This is a genomic window from Bacillus sp. ME78 (assembly GCF_903970865.1).
GTDB lineage: Bacteria > Bacillota > Bacilli > Bacillales > Bacillaceae_G > Bacillus_A > Bacillus_A cereus.
Genome location: NZ_CAJCKK010000039.1, coordinates 1 through 22,084 on the forward strand (window position 1 = coordinate 1; position 22,084 = coordinate 22,084).

Consider the following 22,084-nt stretch of genomic DNA (forward strand, 5'->3'; position numbering starts at 1 on the left):
GTATATTGGATGCTAGGTATTCCAATTCAACTTTACACACCTATCTTCTTTAGCTCTAGAACAGTGGGATTATGTGCGCACGTTATTGAGCAACATGCAAATAATCGTTTGTTCCGTCCGCGTGTAAATTATATTGGCGAGCGACATGTACTTAGTAAATAAGAACAACTGGGGAGTTGTTAGCACCGCCCGCCAGATGGGTGTTTGACCGACACCCATCATTAATAATAACGAATTTTCGACAGAAAGGGAAGGATAGCATGATTAAAACAAATGAAATTAAGCAAAAAGATGCATTATTAGAAGAGATTACGGATTATGTATTAAATAAAGAGGTTACTAGTGCAGAAGCATTCAGTACAGCTCGTTACGTATTACTTGATACACTTGGATGTGGAATTTTAGCATTACAATATCCAGAATGTACGAAATTACTAGGACCAGTTGTGCCAGGAACAGTCGTGCCAAATGGTACACGTGTACCAGGTACGTCTTATGTACTAGATCCAGTAAAAGGTGCATTTAATATCGGATGTATGATCCGTTGGTTAGACTATAACGATACTTGGCTTGCAGCAGAGTGGGGACATCCATCTGATAACCTAGGCGGAATTTTAGCCGTCGCAGATTATATTAGCCGTGTTCGTATTTCAGAAGGAAAAGAAGCTTTAAAAGTACGTGAAGTATTAGAAATGATGATTAAAGCACATGAAATTCAAGGCGTGCTTGCTTTAGAAAACAGCTTAAACAGAGTTGGTCTTGACCATGTATTATATGTAAAAGTAGCAACAACTGCAGTAGTTGCGAAAATGCTTGGCGGAACACGTGAAGAAATCTTTAATGCATTATCACATGCGTGGATTGATAATTCTAGTCTTCGTACATATCGTCATGCTCCAAATACAGGCTCACGTAAATCATGGGCTGCAGGTGACGCAACGAGCCGCGGTGTTCATCTTGCAATGACTGCTCTAAAAGGTGAAATGGGTTATCCAACAGCATTATCTGCGCCAGGATGGGGATTCCAAGATGTATTATTCAATAAACAAGAATTAAAATTAGCAAGACCACTAGAGTCATATGTAATGGAAAATGTATTATTTAAAGTGTCATATCCAGCAGAATTCCATGCACAAACAGCTGCAGAATGTGCAGTGAAGTTGCATCTGGAAATTAAAGAGAGATTGGATGAAATTGACCGCATTACAATTACAACTCATGAATCAGCAATTCGTATTATTGATAAAGAAGGTCCATTAAATAACCCAGCTGATCGTGATCATTGCTTACAATACATTACGGCAATTGGTTTATTAAAAGGAGATATCGTTGCAGACGATTATGAAGATGCAGTAGCAAACGATCCACGTGTAGACGAATTACGTAATAAGATGGTTGTTGTTGAAAACAAACAGTACAGTTTAGATTACCTTGACCCGAACAAGCGCTCAATCGCCAACGCTGTTCAAGTTCACTTTAAAGATGGCACAGTAACAGAAAATGTGGAATGTGAATATCCACTTGGTCACCGTTTCCGTAGAGACGAAGCAATTCCAAAAGTTGTTCAAAAATTCACTGCAAATATGGCAGGTCATTATTCTAGTAAGCAACAAGAACAAATTCATGAAGTTTGTTTAAATGAAGAAAAGCTAGAAAATATGAATGTAAATGAATTTGTAGATCTATTCTTAATTTAATAATAGGGGGGAATTTAGAATGGCTTGGGTTGTGAAAAAGCAGTCAACACAAGAGGAGCTTGCGAATCGATTCCGAGCTTTAGTAGAAGCAAATGAAATTTTGCAAATTCCAGGTGCTCATGATGCAATGGCGGCTTTAGTTGCAAAAAATACAGGTTTTTCAGCTCTTTATTTATCAGGAGCTGCTTATACTGCAAGTAAAGGCTTACCAGATTTAGGTATCGTGACGTCTACTGAAGTGGCTGAGAGAGCAAGAGATTTAGTAAGAGCTACAGACTTACCTGTTCTTGTTGACATTGATACAGGATTTGGTGGTGTACTAAATGTAGCGAGAACAGCTGTAGAAATGGTGGAAGTGAAAGTAGCAGCTGTCCAAATTGAAGATCAGCAATTACCAAAAAAATGTGGACATTTAAATGGTAAGAAACTTGTTACTACAGAAGAATTGGTTCAAAAAATTAAAGCGATTAAAGAAGTTGCACCGAGCTTATACATTGTAGCACGTACTGATGCTCGCGGCGTTGAAGGATTAGATGAAGCAATTGAAAGAGCAAATGCATATGTAAAAGCAGGTGCAGATGCAATTTTCCCTGAAGCGCTTCAATCAGAGGAAGAATTCCGTCTATTTAATAGCAAGGTAAATGCACCTTTACTTGCGAATATGACTGAATTCGGAAAAACTCCATATTATAGTGCAGAGGAATTTGCGAATATGGGCTTCCAAATGGTTATTTATCCTGTAACTTCACTTCGCGTTGCAGCGAAAGCGTATGAAAATGTGTTTACTTTAATTAAAGAAACAGGTTCTCAAAAAGATGCACTTTCTAATATGCAAACGAGAAGTGAATTATACGAAACAATTTCGTATCATGACTTTGAAGAGTTAGATACTGGTATTGCAAAAACAGTATTATCAGAAGATCAATAGATAAAGCAGCGAAGGCGATGAAAATACATCTTTGGCAAAATAAAATGCTTGATGTGAAAAATCATCGCCTTCTATTTTCAAAAAAGATATTCCACTCATCGTAGACGAGCATAAGCAAAAAGCTATGAAAGCCGAATGATAGGGGGATACATATGGAGAAAACGAAGTTACCATGGGATGAATTTTTTTCACTCAATAAAGATATAAATCATACTTACTTTACACCAGAAGATTTTTCAGGTGATGAAGATTTAATCGCAAAAACGACAGAACAATTCGTTAAACAAGAAATTGTTCCACAAATGGAGAATATTGAACAACATAACTATAAAGTTTCTCGTCAATTATTTGAGAAAGCTGGGGAACTTGGGTTATTAGGCATTGAGGTACCAGAAGATTATGGCGGGTTCGAGTTAGGAAAGGCTGTCTCAGGTCTTGTAGCAGAGAAAATGGGTTACGCTGGTGCGTTTAGCGTTTCTTTTAATATACACGCTGGTGTCGGTACATTGCCTTACATATATTATGGAACGAAAGAACAGAAAGAAAAATATTTACCGAAAATCGCATCGGGAGAATGGATTGGTGCTTATGCTTTAACTGAGCCAAATGCTGGTTCGGATGCATTAAGTGCAAAAACAAGCGCCGTATTGAATGAAGAGGGAACAGCTTGGAAGTTAAATGGTGAGAAGCAATGGATTACAAATGCTCATATGGCAGATGTATACGTTGTTTTTGCGAAGACAAATAAAGGAATGACAGCGTTTATTGTCGAAAGAACATGTGAAGGTGTATCTATTGGATTAGAAGAAAAGAAAATGGGGATTAAAGGTTCTTCAACAGCGACTCTTATTTTAGAAGATGTTGTCATCCCTGCTGAAAATGTTTTAGGGGAAGTTGGGAAAGGGCATCACGTAGCCCTTAATATTCTTAACTTTGCTAGACTTAAACTTGCTTTTGGAAATATTGGAACAGCAAAACAAGCAATTGGTTTGTCGGTTCAATATGGAAAAGAGCGAAAACAGTTCCAAACGGAATTAGTAGACTTTACGATGATTCAAGAAAAAATTGCAAATATGATCATTGCTACATATGGAGCCGAAAGTGCAGCTTATCGTACGGCAGGTGTAATCGATGAAGCAATTCATGAGAGCGATGAAGATCTTATGAAGAAAATGTCCCAATTTGCAATTGAATGTGCACTGAATAAAGTAAATGCTTCTGAAACACTTGCTTATATCGTAGATGAAGCTGTACAAATTCATGGTGGTTACGGTTATATGCAAGAGTATGAGGTAGAACGATTATATCGTGATGCTAGAATTAGTCGTATTTTTGAAGGAACGAACGAAATTAATAGATTAACAGTTGCCAAAATGTTAATCAAGCAAATCGAACAATTAGAAGATACTGAAGTAGAAAGTGATGTAGCAAATGTAGAAAGAAACCATCGTTACATTTTATTAGCGAAAAAATTGTTGAAACAATCTTTGAAAACGCTCTCTAAAACTCCAGGCCTAAAAATTGACCAAGAACAAGAATATTCACGTGTAATTTCAAATATGTTGACGGACGTGTACGTCATGGAATCAGCGTTTTTACGTACGAGAAAAGCGGTAAGTAAAAATGGTGAGGAAAAAGAACGTACGAAGCAACTCATAACGGATGTTATTTGTGAAGAAGGATACCGTAAAGTAGAAGAAGCAGCGATTTCTGTACTTTCGGCGGCTGTCACAGAAGAACAAGATAGACATGTGATTTTAGCTGAAATCCGTCAATTATTAGTACCTTTATACACGAACGTATTTAGGAAGAAGAGAGAAATTGCGAAAGCTATTATAAATCGCGGGAAATATATTGTGTAAATAGGAGGAAAGCGATATGAAAAAGATTGGTTTTATCGGTTTAGGTAACATGGGTCTTCCGATGTCAAAAAATCTAGCTAAATCAGGTTACACAGTATATGGCGTGGACTTAAATAAAGAGGCAGAAGCGTCCTTTGAAAAAGAAGGCGGAATTATCGGTCTATCAATCTCAAAACTAGCAGAAACATGTGATGTAGTTTTTACAAGTTTACCTTCACCTCGCGCTGTTGAAGCGGTATATTTTGGAGCAGAAGGATTATTTGAAAATGGTCACTCGAATGTAGTTTTCATTGATACAAGTACGGTATCGCCGCAGTTAAACAAACAATTAGAGGAAGCTGCAAAGGAAAAGAAAGTAAACTTTTTAGCAGCACCTGTGAGCGGCGGTGTAATTGGAGCCGAAAATCGTACATTAACGTTTATGGTTGGTGGATCAAAAGAGGTATATGAGAAAACGGAATCTATCATGGGCGTTCTAGGCGCGAACATTTTCCATGTTAGTGAGCAGATTGATAGTGGTACAACTGTTAAGTTAATTAATAACTTATTAATTGGTTTTTATACAGCTGGTGTAAGTGAAGCTTTAACATTAGCGAAAAAGAACAATATGGATTTAGATAAAATGTTTGATATTTTAAATGTAAGTTACGGCCAAAGCAGAATTTATGAACGTAATTTTAAAAGTTTTATAGCACCTGAAAACTACGAGCCAGGATTTACTGTGAACTTATTGAAGAAAGATTTAGGGTTTGCAGTTGACTTAGCTAAGGAAAGCGAACTCCATTTACCGGTAAGCGAAATGTTATTAAATGTATATGACGAAGCGAGTCAAGCTGGATATGGTGAAAACGATATGGCTGCTTTATATAAGAAAGTTAGCGAGCAATTAATTTCTAATCAAAAATAAATTATACAAAGGAGAGAATACAATGATTACAACTGAAATTAAACGAGTGAGAAATCACATTAACGGTGAGTGGGTTGAATCGACAGGTACGGAAGTAGAAGCAGTTCCAAATCCAGCGACTGGAAAAATTATCGCTTACGTTCCACTATCTCCAAAAGAGGATGTTGAAAAAGCTGTTGAAGCGGCAAAAGCAGCATTCGAAACATGGTCTAAAGTACCAGTTCCGAATCGTTCAAGAAATTTATATAAATATTTACAGCTATTACAAGAAAACAAAGATGAGCTTGCAAAAATTATTACGCTAGAAAATGGTAAGACGCTAACAGATGCAACAGGTGAAGTACAGCGTGGTATTGAAGCGGTAGAACTTGCAACATCTACGCCAAATTTAATGATGGGTCAAGCACTTCCGAATATCGCTAGCGGAATTGATGGATCAATTTGGCGCTACCCAATCGGAGTTGTTGCTGGTATTACACCGTTCAACTTCCCAATGATGATTCCATTATGGATGTTCCCACTTGCAATTGCTTGCGGTAATACATTCGTATTAAAAACATCGGAAAGAACGCCACTTTTAGCGGAGCGACTTGTAGAATTATTCTATGAAGCAGGTTTCCCAAAAGGCGTATTAAATTTAGTACAAGGCGGAAAAGATGTTGTAAATAGCATTTTAGAAAATAAAGATATTCAAGCTGTTTCGTTCGTTGGATCTGAGCCGGTAGCTCGTTACGTATATGAAACAGGTACAAAACACGGAAAACGTGTACAAGCGTTAGCAGGTGCGAAAAACCATGCGATTGTAATGCCAGATTGCAATCTTGAGAAAACAGTACAAGGTGTAATTGGATCTGCATTTGCAAGTAGTGGAGAGCGCTGTATGGCATGCTCAGTAGTAGCAGTAGTGGATGAAATTGCTGATGAATTCATTGATGTATTAGTAGCAGAAACGAAAAAATTAAAAGTAGGCGATGGCTTTAACGAAGATAACTATGTTGGACCATTAATCCGTGAATCTCATAAAGAGCGCGTTTTAGGCTATATTAATAGCGGTGTAGCAGATGGGGCAACTTTATTAGTAGATGGCCGTAAAATTAATGAAGAAGTTGGAGAAGGTTACTTTGTAGGTGCGACAATCTTTGATGGCGTGAATCAAGAAATGAAAATTTGGCAAGATGAAATTTTTGCTCCAGTATTAAGCATTGTACGTGTTAAAGATTTAGAAGAAGGTATTAAACTAACAAATCAATCTAAATTTGCAAACGGTGCGGTTATTTATACGTCAAATGGTAAACATGCACAAACATTCCGTGATAACATCGATGCTGGTATGATCGGTGTAAATGTAAACGTTCCAGCACCAATGGCATTCTTCGCATTTGCAGGAAATAAAGCTTCATTCTTTGGTGATTTAGGTACAAATGGTACAGATGGCGTTCAATTCTATACACGTAAAAAAGTTGTAACTGAGCGCTGGTTTTAATATAGAGTAAACAGCCAAATCAGCTATTAAATGAAAACCACCACCACTATTAATAGTGGTGGTGGTTTTCATCTTGTTAATTATTTTTTTCAAAAGCTAGTTTAATACCAAATCCAATTAGGACGACTCCTGTTAGCCCTTGAATATAACGTTGCGTCTTTGGTTTTTTCATAAAAGCACTAATTTTATCAATTAAAAATATATAAAATGCAAACCAAATGACTGTTAAAACGAGGTAAGTAAGGCCCATTACAAGAAGTTGAATAAATGTATTATGATTTGGATTTAAAAATTGCGGTAAAAAAGTTAAAAAGAAGACTGCAACTTTAGGATTTAATAAATTTGTAAGAAATCCTTGGCGAAAGCAAGAAGTATGTTCGTTTTCATTATTCAAAGATAGATCATTTGTATCTAAGTTTTCTTTGTTTCTTACTGCTAAAAGGGCTTTAATACCGATATATATTAAATAGAGAGCCCCAACGTACTTGAAAATAGAAAATAAAAGAGCTGACTTTACAATAAGTGCAGAAAGACCAATTACAGCAGCTAAAGTATGAATTAATAGTGCAATACATGTACCAAACACTGTTTTCACTCCACCGATTTTACCAGCAACCAATGTGTTTTTCGTAGCCATTGCTGTATCTGGACCAGGTAAAATGATAAGGCAAATAGACATAATGATGAAAAGAAGATAATTTTCTATCATAGCCGCCCCTCCTTTTTATTTTTAGAATATTCGATTAAAATCAGTGTAGCACAAAAATGGATTTAATAAAATTAAATTTTATTAAAAATTATTAAATAAAAAAGGCTATATAGTAGCTGTAATTACACTACTATATAGCCTCGATTTTATCCCTGCGAGTAGTAAGATTTCCACCGCACAAGATTTAACTGGAGCAAAGAAGTTAGGTGGGGGATGAACAAAACACCCACTCATTACAGTTTCATTTTATGCATTAAGTAAATTAAAGAAACGATTCACATCTTCTTCTGAAACGTCACTTAACTGTTTATATTTATAATTCGGATTTTGATCTTTATCAACGACAACGGAGCGTACTCCTTCGAAGAAATCTTCATGTCTCATGAAGTTTTTAGCAAGTATAAGGTCCGTAGCGAAACATTCTTCAACGGATTTATCTTGTCCATCAATAAACTGTTTTAATGTTACTTTTAGTGAAATAGGTGATTTTGATAACAGTGTTTCTTTCGTTTTTAGAGCAAAGGAGCTTTCATCTTTCTCCAATGAATGGATGATTTCTTCAATTGTATCGTAAGCAAAATGTGAATTAATTACTTCTAATGAAGGAGTCAGCTCGCTTTCTAAGTTTGGAGTAGTTGCGAATGTACGAATAACTTCTTTTAAATTAGTATGTACATCAACTTCTTTATGCCAATTTACACTTTCAAGTTCAGTAAGAAACTCTGGTAATGAATCAGATGTCATAAAGTAATCAGCAGCATTAATAAATAATACGTCAGAAGCTTTTAAAATAGATGCTGTTAAAGCAACGAAGCGTCCTGTATATCCAGGTGCTTTATTTAAGAAATATGCAGCTCCGACGTCTGGGAAGAAGCCGATATTCATCTCTGGCATTGCCCATTTCGTACGTTCAGTTACAATGCGATACTTCGCACCATTTGTAAGACCGACACCACCGCCCATTACAATTCCATCTAAACAAGCAATAATCGGTTTTGTATATTGATAAATATATGTATCAATTTCATACTCTTCTTCAAAAAAACGTTCTGCATGTTGCAATGCCACTTCATTGGAACGCGCTTCATAAAGAGTTTTAATGTCGCCACCTGCACAAAAACCTTTTGTGCCAGCTCCTTTTAACACGATAAGTGCAATACGCTCATCGTGTTCCCACTCTTTAAGTTTTTGTCCGATAGGTTGTAACATGTCATAAGATAAAGAATTAAGTGCTTTTGGACGGTTTAAAGTAATTGTTGCAACGCCGTTTTCACTAACAGAAAATAAAACGTGTTCAGTCATAATGCATCCTCCCTTACATATCTTCTTATTCTTAATTCTTGATATGTACTGAAATGTCCTTTATAAATTTTGTCAAAAGTTGACGGTAAATATTAATTTGGTCACCGCATATTTTGACGAGTTATCTTTGCAGGATTTCAGAGACTGAGGGGGAATATTACAACATTACTGTAAGTGTAATTATTTGAAGTTATAATGATAAAAGCGCTATTATATAGGTGTGAATTGTTCATTATCAATTCTAAAAAGAGTGTTTGAAGAAAAAATGAATCGTACAATTGTAATAAAAAATTTTACACTGAATTAGAAATAGAGAAAGGAGAAATCGGAATGCCAGGACCTTTACTATTGTCGGTTATTATTTTGTCTTCTTTAATGATAGGGATAACGCAGTATTTTCATCATACAGATACGACAGAAGAAGTGAAGGATAAAGTACGTCTCGTATTTCCGATTTTTATAATATCTATTTCATTCTGTATTTTATTAAATAAAGATGGGTACATTGTCGCAGTGTTCTCATTTTTCGTCGCAATCGTTTTAATTACCGTTTTATATTATGTAATGAAAGACTTTATACAAAAATAAAGATGTCACAATAGGCATTTTTATTTTGGAGAAAATATAAAATTTCACATACCGTATTTTATATAAAATACATAAAACATATAACAATAGAAAAGTGTGTACTTTGCTGTGTATGTACTTGTCAATCTTGCATAGCCACTATACTATTAAAATGTAGAGATTATAAAAAGGGGTTGTATCTATCATGAAATTTGAGATGCACACAAAAATTATTTCAAATGAAAAAGAAGTAAGATTACATATTGAAGAAAATATATTTCAATTAATATTGGATGGTTATCACTTATTTACAATTCAAGAAATATTGCCTTTATATAAATCAAATGAAGAAAGAATTGGAAGTGCAACGATATTGAAGCTAGAGTGGGAGAACGGAAAAACTACAATAAACTATCAACTCGTTTCACTAAAATCAGTAAATTAAAAGGAGTAGAAAAATATGAAGTTATTTCATACAGCGGATTGGCATTTAGGTAAGCTTGTTCATGGCGTGTATATGACTGAAGACCAAAAGATTGTATTAGATCAGTTTGTACAGGCTGTTGAAGAAGAAAAACCAGATGCTGTAATTATTGCAGGGGATTTATATGACCGAGCAATTCCACCTACAGAAGCAGTAGACTTATTAAATGATGTGCTGCAAAAAATAGTTATTGATTTACAAACACCAGTTATTGCAGTAGCTGGTAATCATGATAGTCCGGATCGTATCCATTTTGGGAGTAGTTTAATGAAAAAACAGGGATTACATATTGCAGGCCAATTTCAATTCCCGTATGAACCTGTTGTACTAAATGATGAATATGGAGAGGTTCACTTCCATCTAATACCGTATGCAGACCCAAGCATAGTTAGACACGTGTTGAAAAATGAAGATGTACGTTCTCATGATGATGCGATGCGCATTTTTATGAATGAGCTCTCTGAAACAATGGATAAAGAAGCTAGACATGTATTTGTTGGACATGCATTTGTAACTTCTTCAGGAGAAGCGGAGGAGAATACAAGTGATGCAGAACGACCACTTTCAATTGGTGGTGCTGAATATGTAAATAGTCATTATTTTGATAAGTTTCATTACACAGCGCTTGGACATTTACATCAAGCGCATTTCGTACGTAATGAGACCATTAGATATTCAGGTTCACCACTTGCCTATTCAATTTCTGAAGAGAAACATAAAAAAGGTTATTACATTGTAGAACTGAATGAAACTGGTGAAGTAGCAATTGAAAAAAGGTTACTTTCACCACGTCGTAAAATGCGAACAGTAGAAGCGAAAATAGATGAATTATTACAGCACCCAGTAAGTGAAGATTACGTATTTGTAAAATTATTAGATGAAAACCCTGTCTTACAGCCAATGGAAAAAATACGATCTGTATATCCAAATGCAATGCACGTTGAAAGAGCGATGCAAAGGCGAGAACTCACAGATACAAATGAAGTAACGGTTTCAAGACATAAAACGGATGATTTATCTCTTTTAAAGGCTTTCTATAAAGAAATGAAAGGGTTAGATTTATCAGAAGAGAAAGAACGCCTATTTATAGATGTATTACAAACAGTGCAAGAACGGGAAGGTGAACGAGGATGAGACCGATTCAGCTTATTATGACAGCATTCGGGCCATATAAACAGAAAGAAGTAATCGATTTTGAAGATCTTGGAGAACATCGTATTTTCGCTATTTCTGGGAATACGGGAGCTGGAAAAACAACGATTTTTGATGCGATTTGTTATGTGTTATATGGTGAGGCTAGTGGAGAAGAACGTAGTGATACGAGCATGCTTCGAAGTCAATTTGCTGATGATGATGTTTATACAAGTGTAGAACTAACCTTTCAATTAAAAGGGAAACGCTATGAAATAAAAAGACAACTTGGACATAAAAAACAAGGGAATAAGACCATTACAGGACATGCAGTAGAATTATATGAAGTTATTGATGGAGAAAACGTTCCAGCCGTCGATCGTTTTCATGTAACAGACGTAAACAAAAAAGTGGAAGATTTAATTGGGTTAAGTAAACATCAATTTAGTCAAATTGTTATGTTACCACAAGGTGAATTCCGAAAACTATTAACATCTGAGACGGAAAACAAAGAAGAGATTTTACGTCGTATTTTTAAAACGGATCGTTATAAATTAATGCGTGAGTTACTTGATCAAAAGAGAAAACAATGGAAAGATGTTTTACAAGAAAAACAAAAAGAGAGAGAGCTCTATTTTCGTAATGTTTTTAAATTACCAATCCGTGATGGAGCATTATTAGAGACATTAGCGGCACAAGAATATGTAAATACGCATCAAGTAGTAGAAGCGTTAGAACAAGAAACAACAGTGTATAAGGCAGAGGTTGAGCAATTACAAGTAGAACAAGATGTTCAAACGAAGCAATTAAAGGATGCAGAAACACGTTTTCATGCAGCAAAATCTGTAAATGAGAAATTTATAGATTTACAACAAAAGAATGAGAAATATAACACTTTACAAGAGAACCGTGCAGCAATTGAAAGGAAAGAAAAATCCTTTAAACGTGCGGAACAAGCAAAGCGCTTATTACCATTTGAACAATGGTATGAAGAAGCGATGCAAAATGAGCAGAAAGCTGAAAGTTTGTTAAAACAGATAATCGTCAAACAAGAACAGATAATGAACAGCTTTGAACTTGCTCAGGAGAAGTATGAAGTAGTAAAGAATAAAGAAGCTGAACGAGAAGAGGCTAAAAAACTTGTTCAAAGATTAGAAGAGTTACAAGCAATCATTGAATCATTAGCTGAGAGAAAGCTGAATTTACAAAATGCCGAAATTCAAATAGGGAAATTAAAAGAAAGTATGCAAAAGTTGGATCAACAACTAGAAGAGCATACAAGCCAAAAACAGAGAATGTCTGATGAATTGCAGCAATTAGAACAAGCACTTGAGCAATATGTAGCTAAAGTAGAAAAACTAACGAATATGCGAGAAGATGCAAAAGTTTTAAAGCAAGCATATGATGTTTGGCAAGAAAAACAAAAATTCGAGCAAGAAAAAGAAGTGGCAAATAATAAAATGCACGTGGCAGTTCTTGCATATGAAAACATGGAGCGCCGTTGGTTAAGTGAACAAGCTGGTATATTAGCTCTTCATTTACATGACGGTGCATCTTGTCCGGTATGTGGTAGTACGAATCATCCGCAAAAAGCTACAGAGCAAAGTAATGCGATCGATGAAAAAGAGTTAAACGATTTAAGAGATAAGAAGAACATTGCTGAAAAATTACATGTGCAAGTAGAGGAGAAATGGAATTTTTATCGACTACAATATGAACAAGTGATAGAAGAAGTTGTGAAGCGTGGCTATAACTCCGAAAAATTAGTTGAAACATATAGTGCACTTGTTCAAAAAGGAAAACAATTAGCTGCAGACGTTAATACGTTAAAAGCAAGTGAAGAAACACGTAAGCAGATTGCTGCGAACATGAAAAGCGTAGAAGAAAAAATAGAAGAACTTCAGAAACAAAAACGAGAAGTGGAAACAATGCAGCACCGTACAGAAATGGAGTGTATGCAACTTGGTACGTCATATGAACATGATAAACGAAATATTCCAGAAAACTTACAAACAGTACAAGCTTGGAAAGCACAGTTTGACCAAGCTATGCAGGAACTTAGGTTAATGGAGGACGAATGGAAGAAAGTCCAGGAAGCGTATCAGCATTGGCAAAATGAAAATATACGTATTCAAGCAGAACAAAAAGGTGCTTCTAATCAATTTGAAAGTGCAAAATTAAAGAAAGAAGAGACTTTCGCACGCTTTATGAAAGAGCTAGAACAAAGTGGGTTTACAGATGAATTCACGTATAAAGAAGCCAAATTAAGCGATGCCGAGATGGAGATGTTACAAAAAGAAATTCAAGGTTATTATTCATCGCTTGAAGTGCTTGCAAAACAAATCGAAGAGTTAAACTCAGAATTAAAAGATAAAGAGTATATGGATATTACATCTTTAGGTGAACACATAAAAGAACTAGAAATTAATCTCGATATCATTAAAGAAAAACGTCAACGTGCGCAAAATGCGGTAACATATATTTCTGATTTACATGAAAACATTAGACGTATTGACGAACAAATTCACGAGGAAGAAAAAGCCTTCCAAGAACTTGTTGATTTATATGAAGTAATGAAAGGTGATAACGAAAGTCGTATATCATTTGAACGTTACATCTTAATTGAGTATTTAGAACAAATTGTTCAAATCGCAAACGAACGATTACGTAAATTATCAAATGGACAATTTTATTTAAAACGAAGTGAACGAGTTGAAAAAAGAAACCGCCAAAGTGGATTAGGCTTAGATGTGTACGATGCATACACTGGCCAAACACGCGATGTAAAAACACTATCCGGCGGAGAGAAATTTAATGCATCACTTTGCTTAGCTCTTGGAATGGCAGACGTCATTCAAGCGTATGAAGGTGGTATTTCCATCGAAACGATGTTCATCGATGAAGGGTTCGGTTCATTAGATGAAGAATCATTAACGAAAGCAGTAGATGCTTTAATTGACTTACAAAAATCAGGCCGATTTATCGGTGTCATTTCACACGTACAAGAACTGAAAAACGCAATGCCAGCTGTATTAGAAGTAACGAAGCAGAAGGATGGGTGTAGTCAGACTAGGTTTGTGGTGAAGTAAGCTTAGAAAATGGAGTAGGGAATCTATCGATACTTTTAGTGTCATATGTATGAATCATAAAACGTCGTCTCTTCATATTGGAGGCGACGTTTTATTTTATAAAATATCTATGAATTATCTGTAGAAGGCGGCGTATTCTCCAACCGATTATAAGCTTTAAAAGCTGAAATTGCCGATATAACCCCGCCTACTAAAAATAATGTCGATCCTCCAACTAAGATGATACGACTGACATATGTTTCCCGTGCTTCTTCGACTTCTTCTTGTAACGCTGTAGGCATATGAATCCCCCTTTATAAAAGTTGTTTTATAAATAGTATATACAAAGGCCTAAAATGTGTTAAAATAACTGATGATTTTATGAAGTGGGTAATTAGATGAGTAGGATGCGAGTGGCTAAGTAAATCTTCATCACAAATTTATGTGAACTTCACATAGAGCACATATTAACATTGTATTATGTATATGTACCAAATAAATAAATAAAGTGAATGTAAGTTCTGTTTTCAAAAATTTAAAATCCTTTTATTTCTATATGAAAGTTTTAATCAAGGGTTTTAAAAAATTTGGAAATAGATCTTATGAATATGGAATTCATATAAAAGGGGAATGTCTTATGACAACATATACGAGTGAAATGAGAAAAACTTTAGTTTCAGAAGAAGATGTAGATATTTTAAAAATTATGGCGCATCCAATCAGACTGCAAATTGTAAATGAATTAAGTACGAGAAAAACTTGTAATGTAACACAATTAACAGAGTTACTGAATATTCCGCAATCTACTGTTTCACAACATTTATCAAAAATGAAGGGTAAAGTGTTACGAGCAGAGAGAAGAGGTTTAGAAATTTATTATCATATTAACAATTTAAAAGCGAGTAAGATTGTTAATGTTTTAGGGTATATAAACTAGTGAAATATTTTTATATAAAATAGCCCCTGCTGTTGAGCAGGGGCTATTTTGTGTTGTTTTATGTATTTGTATTTAAAACTTTATAGTTTTTATGATTTACAATTGTTCGATCAAATTCAAAAGTACCACCGCTTACATTTGTAATTTCAACTAAGACCGATTCAGTATAAAGTTTTAATACAGATCCTGTAATCTTTAAATTATTTCGTTGAAAAAGTATAGTATCCCCTACGTTTGCTTTCATAGTACCTCCTCATTAAAGACAGAAATATTTTTTTATTATATATATTAAACCACGGATAGATATATTAGTGAATATTTAGTTTTATTTATTGGAAAAAAATTTGTGATTTTATAAAAAATAAGGTGAATCGAAGTATAAAAAATTTTTCTATTGTATTTAATCAGTAGTTTTTTGTATTTCATCCTTCGTTTTTTGTAACTGATTCCATGTTTTTGACGCTCTATCTTGTAAGTGCTTACATAAGCGAAAACATCTTATACAATGAAGGTGTCAAATCAAAAGAGGTGACCAAAATGAACATAAAAAAAGTAAATTTAGCGAATAGCATTGAAATAGAAAGAGGAGGCGGAAAGGTATGAAAAAATCAACTGTTAATCCATGGCTTGTTGTCCTTGGCACAGTTATAGTACAAATGGGGCTTGGGACGATATATACATGGAGTTTATTCAATCAGCCTTTAGTTAGTAAATACGGTTGGAGTCTTAACGCTGTTGCGATAACTTTCTCAATTACTAGTCTTTCTTTAGCATTTTCAACTTTATTTGCGAGTAAATTGCAAGAAAAATGGGGACTTCGTAAACTTATTATGATAGCTGGATTAGCATTAGGACTAGGGTTAATACTTAGCTCACAAGCGTCCTCATTAATATTACTTTATGTACTAGCAGGAGTTGTTGTAGGTTATGCAGATGGTACAGCATATATCACTTCACTATCAAATTTAATAAAGTGGTTTCCAGAGCGTAAAGGTTTAATTGCTGGTATTTCTGTCTCTGCATATGGTTCAGGTAGCTTAATCTTTAAATACGTTAACGCAAAGTTGATTGAATCAGTTGGTGTATCGCAAGCATTTATATACTGGGGTTTAATTGTTACAACTATGATTGTAATTGGTGCTTGTTTAATCCATCAAGCTGCAGATCAAGGAGCAGTTCATGAAACAAAAACTAAGGAATACACAACGAAAGAAATGTTAGGCACAAAACAAGTATACTTATTATTTATCATGTTATTTACATCATGTATGAGTGGCTTATACTTAATTGGTATGGTAAAAGACATTGGTGTTCAACTTGTAGGGCTTAGCGCAGCAACAGCAGCTAATGCGGTGGCTATGGTTGCAATCTTCAATACATTAGGTCGTATCATTTTAGGACCGTTATCGGATAAAATTGGGCGTTTAAAAATCGTTACTGTTACTTTTGTTGTTATGGCGAGTTCAGTCTTAGTTCTAAGTTTTGTAGATTTAAATTATGGTATTTACTTCGTATGTGTAGCAAGTGTAGCGTTTTGCTTTGGTGGAAATATCACTATTTTCCCAGCTATTGTTGGTGATTTCTTCGGTATGAAAAACCATAGTAAGAACTACGGAATTGTGTATCAAGGATTTGGATTTGGGGCGCTTGCAGGTTCCTTTATCGGTGCACTTCTAGGTGGATTCAAACCAACGTTCATGGTGATCGGTGTATTATGTGTCGTGTCATTCATTATCGCAATTTTAATTCAAGCACCTAAACAGAAAAAAGAACAAGAAGAAGAGTATCGCAGCGTAGCATAAGTATACAAATCTTCTATAACACTATGATTACGAAAAAGCATCCTATTCTATTAATTAGGATGCTTTTTTTATGAGTTATTTTAACAAGGTTAAATTACTTTTGGGATTTTTATAGATGTAAAAGTGAGTGGGATACCCATTTGGATTATATTGGAATACAATAAATTGATACATCGTATTCGAAATATATATTAAATCTTAAATGATAAAGAAGACATTCATTAGTATTTGTAAGATATATTTTCAGAAAAATATTGAGAAAATATATACTTGAGTTTTTCATAAAGCATTGTAAATGAACGTATCTCTAGTTTATCTTCTTCAATTTTAAAAAGAGGAGTTTGAATTTTATTTATAATATAAGTACATTTAATGCGTTTAGGTATGATTTTATTAAGAAGCATTAAAATACTTTATCTGAAAAATAAAAAAAGATTGACAAGTTTATTGAGAAACATTATCATTTCGGTGTAAGATAGTAAATGAAAAACATTATCAATAAAATGGATTTTAAAGTAATGCGCACTTGACCAATTAGTTTAGTAAGTGTATTATTTTTTACAACATGACTGATAATGAAAATCAATATCATTTATGTTACTTAATGAAATTAATGTTTATGTGAAAGGATAGAGAAAATGAACTTAGGGGAATTTGATGGGCAAACAGTTTTAGTAACAGGTGCAGCACAAGGCATAGGCAGTGTTGTTGCCAAAATGTTTTTAGAAAGAGGAGCCACAGTTATTGCGGTTGATCAAAATGAAGAGGGGTTAAATGTACTCTTAAATCAAAATGAATTAAATAAAACACGTATGAAAACGTTTCGTTTAGATGTGAGTAATAGCGCTGCTGTTGAAGACATGGTAAATCATATTGCAAATGAAATAGCGCCAATAGATATTTTAATAAATGTTGCAGGGGTTTTACGTATGGGACCAATTCATTCGTTAAGTGATGAAGATTGGAATAAAACATTCTCTGTAAATACTACAGGGGTTTTCAATATGTCCCGAGCGGTAAGTAAAAATATGATGTTAAGAAAATCAGGGGCAATTGTTACAGTCGGTTCAAATGCGGCAAATACGCCGAGAATGGAGATGGCAGCGTATGCTGCGTCAAAGGCTGCAACGACGATGTTTATGAAATGTTTAGGACTAGAGCTTGCGGCATACAATATACGCTGCAACTTAGTTTCTCCAGGTTCTACTGAAACTGAGATGCAAAGATTACTATGGGCTGATGAGAATGGAGCTAAAAATATAATTACTGGTTCTCAAAATACATATAGACTCGGAATTCCATTACAAAAAATTGCACAACCTTCAGAAGTTGCTGAAGCAGTGTTATTTTTAGCCTCAGATAGAGCAAGTCATATTACAATGCACAATTTATGTGTCGATGGCGGTGCTACGTTAGGAGTTTAATAAAAATTCAGGAGGTTATTATATTATGAATGAACATATAGCTGTAAAAGAATTGTCAGAAAAACTTTTAGAAGATTATAAGACTGAATCTTCATTCTTTTTCGCTTCACCAACTCGAACTATATTAGCAGAAGGAGAGTTTACTACAGTAAAGCATCGTGAAATTGAAAATTTCCCAGAGCTTGTGCAAGCGACATTAAGTAATGCGAAACAAGCTGGAAATCCAAATCCTATCGTTGTGGGTGCTTTGCCATTCGATCGTAGAAAAGAAGTCCAACTTATCGTACCAGAATATAGTAGGATTTCTGAGCGTTTACAATTGGATACAACAAATCAGCTTGAAACAAATGAGAACGTAACATTTGAAATGACGCCAGTACCAGACCCTGAAGTTTATATGAATGGTGTGAAGCAAGGAATTAAAAAAATACAGGACGGTGATTTAAAGAAAATCGTTCTATCTAGATCGTTAGATGTTAAATCTTCGGAAAAGATTGATAAGCAAAAACTTCTGCGAGAATTAGCAGAACATAATAAGCATGGTTATACATTTGCTGTGAATTTACCGAAAGATGAAAAAGAGAACAGTAAGACGCTAATTGGAGCAAGTCCTGAATTACTTGTTTCACGTAATGGTATGCAAGTTATTTCTAATCCGTTAGCTGGTTCAAGGCCACGTAGTGAGGACCCAGTAGAAGATAAAAGAAGAGCAGAGGAATTACTTTCTTCTCCAAAAGATTTACATGAACATGCGGTAGTAGTTGAAGCGGTTGCTGCTGCACTTCGTCCGTATTGTCATACATTACATGTTCCAGAAAAACCATCAGTTATTCATAGTGAAGCGATGTGGCATTTGTCTACAGAAGTGAAAGGTGAACTGAAGAATCCAAATACTTCTTCTTTACAATTAGCAATTGCCCTTCATCCTACGCCAGCAGTTTGCGGAACTCCGATGGAAAAAGCAAGAGAGGCTATACAGCATATTGAGCCATTTGACCGCGAGTTCTTTACAGGAATGCTAGGATGGAGCGATTTAAATGGAGATGGAGAATGGATTGTTACAATTCGTTGTGCTGAAGTACAAGAAAATACACTGCGTTTATATGCAGGAGCTGGAGTTGTTGCTGAGTCAAAACCAGAAGATGAGTTAGCAGAAACATCAGCTAAGTTCCAAACAATGCTAAAAGCTTTAGGGTTAAGAGATAGTTCACTTAATGAAAAATAGGGGGAAGAAAGAATGCTAGTAGGTTATACAGAATGGCCAAAAGAATTTGCCGATCATTATCGAGAAGAAGGATGTTGGCTTGGTGAAACATTTGGAGGAGTGTTAAGAGAGCGGGCTGAGAAATATGGAGATCGAATCGCGGTTGTAAGTGGTAAGAAGCATATAACATATAGTGAACTTGATAAAAATGCAGATCGTTTAGCAGCAGGTTTACTGAATTTAGGAATAAAGAAAGAGGACAGAGTTGTAATCCAGTTACCTAACATTATCGAGTTTTTCGAAATATGTTTTGCACTATTTCGAATTGGAGCGCTTCCTGTCTTTGCACTACCTTCACATCGAAGCAGTGAAATTAGTTATTTTTGTGAGTTTGGCGAGGCGAGCGCTTACGTTATTTCAGATAAGGCTCTCGGTTTTGATTATCGAAAACTAGCAAGAGAAGTGAAAGAGAAAGTGCCAACTTTACAACGTGTAATTGTAGTGGGGGAAGAAGAAGAGTTTGTGAACATAAATGATCTGTATATGGATCCCGTCTCATTACCAGAAGTTCAGCCAAGTGATGTTGCATTTCTCCAATTATCAGGAGGGACAACAGGTCTTTCTAAATTAATTCCTAGAACACATGATGACTATATTTATAGTTTACGTGTAAGCGCTGAAATTTGTAATTTGAATGCAGAAAGCGTCTATATGGCAGTTCTTCCAGTAGCACACAATTACCCAATGAGTTCTCCAGGGACATTTGGAACTTTCTATGCGGGTGGAAAAGTGGTATTGGCAACTGGTGGTAGTCCAGATGAGGCATTTGCTCTTATTGAAAAAGAAAAAGTTACAATTACAGCGCTCGTTCCGCCATTAGCAATGATTTGGCTTGATGCTGCATCTTCTCGTAATACCAATTTATCGAGCCTAGAGGTTATTCAAGTAGGTGGTGCTAAGTTTAGCGCTGAGGTTGCAAGACGTATACGCCCTACATTTGGATGTACGTTACAGCAAGTATTCGGTATGGCGGAAGGATTAGTGAACTATACAAGATTAGACGATCCGGAAGAAATTATTATTCATACACAAGGTAGACCAATGTCTGCACTCGATGAAGTACGAGTTGTTGATGAAAATGACAACGATGTACAACCTGGCGAAGTAGGTAGTTTATTAACAAGAGGTCCATATACAATTCGTGGTTACTATAAAGCTGAAGAGCATAATGCACGATCATTTACAAAGGATGGATTTTATCGCACAGGTGATCTTGTAAAAGTAAATGAACAAGGATACATCATTGTAGAAGGAAGAGATAAAGATCAAATTAACCGTGGTGGTGAGAAAGTTGCTGCGGAAGAAGTTGAAAATCATTTATTAGCACACGATGCGGTCCATGACGTAGCAATTGTATCTATGCCTGACGATTATTTAGGTGAACGCACCTGTGCTTTTGTTATAGCTCGCGGACAAGTTCCGGCAGTAAGTGAATTAAAAATGTTTTTAAGAGAACGTGGTATAGCGGCTTATAAAATTCCAGATCGAATTGAATTTATTGAATCATTCCCGCAAACAGGAGTCGGAAAAGTCAGCAAAAAAGAACTACGTAAAGTCATTGCTGAAAAACTTATTACAGTAAAACAATAATAAAAACCGGAAGGAAGTGATTAGATGGCTATCCCATCTATTTCAGTATATAAAATGCCAATTGAATCAGAACTACCAAAAAATAAAGTGAATTGGACACCAGACCCGAAACGTGCAGTACTTTTAATTCATGACATGCAAGAATATTTTCTTGATGCATATAGCGATAAAGAATCACCAAAAGTAGAACTTATTTCAAATATTAAAATGATAAGAGAAAAATGTAAGGAACTTGGTATACCAGTTGTTTATACAGCACAACCTGGTGGACAAACGTTAGAACAAAGAGGTTTATTACAAGACTTTTGGGGTGACGGTATTCCTGCTGGACCAGATAAAAAGAAAATTGTTGATGAACTTACTCCTGATGAGGATGATATATTCCTAACAAAATGGAGATATAGTGCATTTAAAAAGACAAATCTATTAGAAATTTTAAATGAACAAGGAAGAGATCAACTTATTATTTGCGGTATTTATGCGCATATTGGATGCCTTTTAACAGCTTGTGAAGCATTTATGGATGGTATAGAGCCGTTCTTTGTAGCAGATGCAGTTGCTGATTTTTCACTAGAGCATCATAAACAAGCATTGGAGTATGCATCTAATAGATGTGCAGTAACGACATCAACAAACCTACTGTTAAAAGATTTACAAAGTGTAAAAGGTGATGAGAGTGAAGGAATCATTATACAGGAAGTGCATGAACTAGTTGCACAACTACTTCGTGAGCCAGTAGAGAGTATTGATATTGATGAGGACTTATTAAATAGAGGGCTTGATTCGGTCAGAATTATGAGTTTAGTAGAGAAGTGGCGTCGTGAAGGGAAAGAAATCACTTTTGCAGATTTAGCAGAACGTCCAACTGTTGCAGGTTGGTACAGTTTACTATCTTCACAAACAGCACAGGTGCTGTAACAAATAGACTA

At 35.2% G+C, this 22,084-nt stretch carries 20 protein-coding genes; 16 read left to right on the forward strand and 4 right to left on the reverse strand.

The features are described from left to right. From H6481_RS25500 to H6481_RS25525, 6 genes are all read left to right on the forward strand, one after another. A partial coding sequence (locus H6481_RS25500) for a citrate/2-methylcitrate synthase (RefSeq protein WP_276568895.1) occupies nt 1-162 on the forward strand: 162 nt, incomplete at its 5' end. Between the two features lie 98 nt (nt 163-260). Continuing rightward, nucleotides 261-1,697, forward strand: coding sequence for a 2-methylcitrate dehydratase (gene prpD, locus H6481_RS25505; protein ID WP_071730129.1), 1,437 nt, complete (start codon nt 261-263; stop codon nt 1,695-1,697). Nucleotides 1,698-1,716: 19 nt separating this feature from the next. Next, nucleotides 1,717-2,625, forward strand: a complete 909-nt coding sequence (gene prpB / locus H6481_RS25510; RefSeq protein ID WP_182813545.1) for a methylisocitrate lyase — start codon at nt 1,717-1,719, stop codon at nt 2,623-2,625. A gap of 152 nt (nt 2,626-2,777) precedes the next feature. Continuing rightward, entirely contained in the window at nt 2,778-4,487 is a 1,710-nt protein-coding gene (locus H6481_RS25515; RefSeq protein WP_023521867.1) for an acyl-CoA dehydrogenase family protein, read from the forward strand. A gap of 16 nt (nt 4,488-4,503) precedes the next feature. Then, complete coding sequence (locus H6481_RS25520) at nt 4,504-5,394, forward strand: NAD(P)-dependent oxidoreductase (RefSeq protein ID WP_000719400.1); 891 nt, start codon at nt 4,504-4,506, stop codon at nt 5,392-5,394. A 22-nt stretch (nt 5,395-5,416) separates the two neighbouring features. Beyond that, nucleotides 5,417-6,877: a CoA-acylating methylmalonate-semialdehyde dehydrogenase gene (locus tag H6481_RS25525; RefSeq protein WP_063547176.1), complete on the forward strand. Its 1,461-nt coding sequence runs from the start codon at nt 5,417-5,419 to the stop codon at nt 6,875-6,877. 76 nt (nt 6,878-6,953) lie between these two features. Here H6481_RS25525 and H6481_RS25530 read toward each other — a convergent pair whose 3' ends face one another. Continuing rightward, nucleotides 6,954-7,586 (reverse strand): LysE family translocator, encoded by a 633-nt coding sequence (locus H6481_RS25530; protein WP_000572348.1) that lies wholly within the window; start codon nt 7,584-7,586, stop codon nt 6,954-6,956. Between the two features lie 246 nt (nt 7,587-7,832). Further along, nucleotides 7,833-8,888, reverse strand: coding sequence for an enoyl-CoA hydratase/isomerase family protein (locus tag H6481_RS25535; RefSeq protein ID WP_182813547.1), 1,056 nt, complete (start codon nt 8,886-8,888; stop codon nt 7,833-7,835). A gap of 330 nt (nt 8,889-9,218) precedes the next feature. On the opposite strand from H6481_RS25535, the gene H6481_RS25540 reads away from it, so the two are divergent. The 4 genes from H6481_RS25540 (at nt 9,219) to H6481_RS25555 (ending at nt 14,159) form a co-directional block, all read left to right on the forward strand. Beyond that, the gene (locus tag H6481_RS25540; protein ID WP_001119409.1) at nt 9,219-9,476 is read left to right on the forward strand and encodes a hypothetical protein; all 258 of its coding nucleotides are present in this window, start codon (nt 9,219-9,221) and stop codon (nt 9,474-9,476) included. A gap of 184 nt (nt 9,477-9,660) precedes the next feature. Continuing rightward, on the forward strand, nt 9,661-9,900 hold the full coding sequence (locus tag H6481_RS25545) for a DUF2584 family protein (RefSeq protein ID WP_000667344.1): 240 nt from the start codon (nt 9,661-9,663) through the stop codon (nt 9,898-9,900). A gap of 15 nt (nt 9,901-9,915) precedes the next feature. Then, a complete protein-coding gene (locus tag H6481_RS25550) occupies nt 9,916-11,073 on the forward strand; it encodes an exonuclease SbcCD subunit D (protein ID WP_000765150.1) in 1,158 nt (385 codons plus the stop codon). Further along, nucleotides 11,070-14,159: an SMC family ATPase gene (locus tag H6481_RS25555; RefSeq protein WP_182813549.1), complete on the forward strand. Its 3,090-nt coding sequence runs from the start codon at nt 11,070-11,072 to the stop codon at nt 14,157-14,159. The genes H6481_RS25550 and H6481_RS25555 overlap by 4 nt, the downstream gene beginning before the upstream one ends. 107 nt (nt 14,160-14,266) lie before the next feature. On the opposite strand, the gene H6481_RS25560 is transcribed toward H6481_RS25555, so the two are convergent. After that, complete coding sequence (locus tag H6481_RS25560; RefSeq protein WP_001141668.1) at nt 14,267-14,440, reverse strand: hypothetical protein; 174 nt, start codon at nt 14,438-14,440, stop codon at nt 14,267-14,269. 335 nt (nt 14,441-14,775) lie between these two features. On the opposite strand from H6481_RS25560, the gene H6481_RS25565 reads away from it, so the two are divergent. Then, nucleotides 14,776-15,075, forward strand: coding sequence for a metalloregulator ArsR/SmtB family transcription factor (locus H6481_RS25565; RefSeq protein ID WP_000214801.1), 300 nt, complete (start codon nt 14,776-14,778; stop codon nt 15,073-15,075). 58 nt (nt 15,076-15,133) lie between these two features. On the opposite strand, the gene H6481_RS25570 is transcribed toward H6481_RS25565, so the two are convergent. Beyond that, nucleotides 15,134-15,319 carry a YkvS family protein gene (locus H6481_RS25570; protein WP_000646793.1) on the reverse strand — a complete coding sequence of 62 codons (186 nt, stop codon included), beginning with the start codon at nt 15,317-15,319 and terminating at the stop codon, nt 15,134-15,136. 355 nt (nt 15,320-15,674) lie between these two features. Between H6481_RS25570 and H6481_RS25575 the strand changes: the two genes are divergently transcribed. The 5 genes from H6481_RS25575 (at nt 15,675) to H6481_RS25595 (ending at nt 22,073) form a co-directional block, all read left to right on the forward strand. Then, a complete protein-coding gene (locus tag H6481_RS25575; RefSeq protein ID WP_000750124.1) occupies nt 15,675-16,877 on the forward strand; it encodes an OFA family MFS transporter in 1,203 nt (400 codons plus the stop codon). Nucleotides 16,878-17,515: 638 nt separating this feature from the next. After that, nucleotides 17,516-18,301: a 2,3-dihydro-2,3-dihydroxybenzoate dehydrogenase gene (gene dhbA, locus H6481_RS25580; RefSeq protein ID WP_001048438.1), complete on the forward strand. Its 786-nt coding sequence runs from the start codon at nt 17,516-17,518 to the stop codon at nt 18,299-18,301. A 25-nt stretch (nt 18,302-18,326) separates the two neighbouring features. Then, nucleotides 18,327-19,526 carry an isochorismate synthase DhbC gene (gene dhbC / locus H6481_RS25585; protein ID WP_001002072.1) on the forward strand — a complete coding sequence of 400 codons (1,200 nt, stop codon included), beginning with the start codon at nt 18,327-18,329 and terminating at the stop codon, nt 19,524-19,526. A 12-nt stretch (nt 19,527-19,538) separates the two neighbouring features. Next, nucleotides 19,539-21,155 (forward strand): (2,3-dihydroxybenzoyl)adenylate synthase, encoded by a 1,617-nt coding sequence (locus H6481_RS25590; protein ID WP_023521871.1) that lies wholly within the window; start codon nt 19,539-19,541, stop codon nt 21,153-21,155. Nucleotides 21,156-21,179: 24 nt separating this feature from the next. Continuing rightward, a complete protein-coding gene (locus H6481_RS25595; protein ID WP_001007257.1) occupies nt 21,180-22,073 on the forward strand; it encodes an isochorismatase family protein in 894 nt (297 codons plus the stop codon). Nucleotides 22,074-22,084 lie beyond the last annotated feature (11 nt).